The sequence below is a fragment of the Micromonospora globispora genome, assembly GCF_003857015.1.
Lineage (GTDB): Bacteria > Actinomycetota > Actinomycetes > Mycobacteriales > Micromonosporaceae > Micromonospora > Micromonospora globispora.
Map to the genome: position 1 here is coordinate 1 of NZ_QGGF01000576.1, position 3,013 is coordinate 3,013.

At 71.1% G+C, this 3,013-nt stretch carries 2 protein-coding genes; both read right to left on the reverse strand.

What is annotated here, in order from left to right:
• On the reverse strand, positions 1–1,569 hold a 1,569-nt coding region (locus tag DKL51_RS29240), incomplete at its 3' end, for an NADH-quinone oxidoreductase subunit G (RefSeq protein ID WP_124812800.1).
• Entirely contained in the window at positions 1,569–2,885 is a 1,317-nt protein-coding gene (gene nuoF, locus DKL51_RS29245; protein WP_109945475.1) for an NADH-quinone oxidoreductase subunit NuoF, read from the reverse strand. The genes nuoF and DKL51_RS29240, both read right to left, overlap by 1 nt.
• Positions 2,886–3,013 lie beyond the last annotated feature (128 nt).

Consider the following 3,013-nt stretch of genomic DNA (forward strand, 5'->3'; position numbering starts at 1 on the left):
GTTCGGCAGGCAGCCCGCGTCGACCGCGCCGCGGTCACCCGCGCGCCGCGGCACCCAGGCCAGCTTCGCACCGGTACGCCGGGCGATGTCCGCCGCCGCGGAGAGCCCACCCGGCACGCCCGCCAGCCGCTCGCCGACGATCAGGATCGCGCCCTCGACGCCGAGCGCCTCGGCCACCGTGGCGTGCTCGGCCAGCACGCTGGCCTCCTCGCCCGGCACCACCCGGGCCAGCTTGGCCCCGAGCTTCTCCAGGCCGCGGGTCGCGAACGGCGCGATCGCGTACACCTTCAGCTTCTTCTTCAGGTACGCCTTGTGCAGCCGCAGGAAGAGGATCGGGCACTCCTCCTCCGGCTCCAGGCCGACCAGCACCACCGCGGGCGCGTTCTCCACGTCCGCGTAGGTGACGTCGGTGACCCCGGCGACGCTGCTGGCCAGGAAGTCGGCCTCCTCGCGGGACGCCGGACGGGCCCGGAAGTCGATGTCGTTGGTGTTGAGGGCGACCCGGGCGAACTTCGCGTACGCGTAGGCGTCCTCGACGGTCAGCCGGCCGCCGGTGAGCACCGCCGTGCCCTGGCCGCCATCCCGGGCGGCGCGCAGCCCCTCGGCGGCCCGGGTGAGTGCCTCACTCCAGGACGCCTCGCGCAGCTCGCCGGTCCGCTCGTCGCGGACCATCGGGGTGGTGATCCGGTCGAAGGCGCGGGCGTACTGGAAGCCCCACCGCCCCTTGTCGCAGTTCCACTCCTCGTTCACCGCCGGGTCGTCCCCGGCCAGCCGGCGCAGCACCTTGCCGCGCCGCCAGTCGGTGCGCTGGGCGCAACCGGCGGAGCAGTGCTCGCAGACGCTCGGGCTGGAGACCAGGTCGAACGGGCGGGCCCGGAACCGGTACTGGGTGCCGGTCAGCGCGCCGACCGGGCAGATCTGCACCGTGTTGCCGGAGAAGTACGAGTTGAACGGCACGTCACCCGCGTCGCCCTCTTCGCCGTACGCGTCGTCCCGGTAGATGTTGATCTCCTCGGCGGACGACCGGTTCATCAGGTCGATGAACTTGTCGCCGGCGATCTCCTCGGAGAACCGGGTGCACCGCTGGCAGAGCACGCAACGCTCGCGGTCGAGCAGCACCTGGGTGCTGATCTCCAGCGGCTTCTCGTACTCCCGCTTGTGCTCGTGAAACCGGGAGTCCGTCCGGCCGGTGGACATCGCCTGGTTCTGCAGCGGGCACTCGCCGCCCTTGTCACACATCGGGCAGTCGAGGGGGTGGTTCACCAGCAGCAGCTCCATGATCCCCTCCTGCGCCTTCTTGGCGACCGGAGAGGTGAGCTGGGTACGCACCACCATGCCGTCGGCGACGGTCTGGGTGCAGGAGGCGACCGGCTTGCGCTGGCCCTCCACCTCCACCAGACACTGCCGGCAGGCGCCGGCCGGGGCCAGCAGCGGGTGGTCGCAGAAGCGCGGGATCTCGGTGCCCATCTGCTCGGCGACCCGGATCAGCAGGGCGCCCTTGGGGGCGGTGACCTCGACGCCGTCGATGGTGAGCGTGACCGTCTCGGTCTTCTTGGCTACGTCCGTCATCAGTGGGCTCCAACCAGCTGCTTGTCGGAGAGCTTCGGCGCGGTACGTCCCTCGATGTAGTCGAGGTAGTCCTGCTTGAAGTACTTCAGCGACGAGGTCACCGAGCTGGTCGCACCGTCACCCAGGCCGCAGAACGCGCGGCCCAGGACGTTGTCGCAGGTGTCGAGCAGGGTGTCGAGGTCCTCGTACGTGCCATGGCCGGCGAGGATCCGCCGGTAGATCCGGGCCATCCAGTAGTTGCCCTCCCGGCACGGGGTGCACTTGCCGCAGGACTCGTGGTGGTAGAACTCCATCCACCGGTAGGTCGCGTACACCGGGCAGTCCTGGTCGGAGAAGATCTGGGTGGCCGTGGTGCCCAGGATCGAGCCGGCCGCCGCCACCTGATCGAAGTCCAGCGGCACGTCCAGGTGCTCGGCGGTGAGCAGCGGGGTGGACGAGCCGCCCGGGGTCCAGAACCTCAGGTTGTGTCCGGGCTGCATCCCGCCCGCCAGCTCGATCAGCTCGCGCAGGGTGATCCCCATCGAGCACTCGTACTGGCCCGGGTTGGCGATCCGGCCGGAGAGCGAGTAGATCATCGGGCCGGACGACTTCTCCGTCCCCATGGTCTTCCACCAGTCGGCGCCGCCCAGCACGATGTACGGCACGCTGGCGATGGTGCCGACGTTGTTCACCACCGTGGGGCTGGCGTACAGGCCGTGGGTCGCCGGGAACGGCGGGCGCAGCCGGGGCTGGCCCCGGAAGCCCTCCAGCGAGTCCAGCAGCGCGGTCTCCTCACCGCAGATGTACGCGCCGGCGCCCGAGTGCACCACCAGGTCCAGGTCGAACCGGGACCCGAGGATGTTCTTCCCGAGGTAGCCCTTCGCGTACGCCTCCTGCACGGCGTTGCGCAGCCGGCGGGCGGCGTGCACGGCCTCGCCGCGGATGTAGATGTAGGCGCGGTTGGCCCGGATCGCGTACGACGCGATGATCACGCCCTCGACCAGCGAGTGCGGGTCGTGCGTCATCAGCGGCAGGTCCTTGCAGGTGCCCGGCTCGCCCTCGTCGGCGTTGACCACCAGGTAGTGCGGCTTGCCGTCGCCCTGCGGGATGAACCCCCACTTGAGGCCGGTCGGGAAGCCCGCGCCGCCTCGACCGCGCAGCCCGGAGTCCTTGATCAGCTGGATCAGGTCGTCCGGGTGCGCCTTGAGCGCCTTGCGCAGGGCGGCGTAGCCGTCCAGCTTCTCGTAGGTGCCGAGCCGCCAGGCGTCCGGCGACAGCCAGCGCTTGGTCAGCACCGGCGTCAGCTTGGCCAGCGTCTCCGGCCGAGGCGTCGTCACTTCTGAGCCTCCTTGAGGTTGCGCTCCTGCGCGCCCGCTTCGTCACCGGCTGGCTTGCCGTCGCCGGCCGGCGCGTTGGCCGCCGCGCCGGCGGCCTCCGCCTCCCGCGCGTCGCGCGGCGCCGGGGG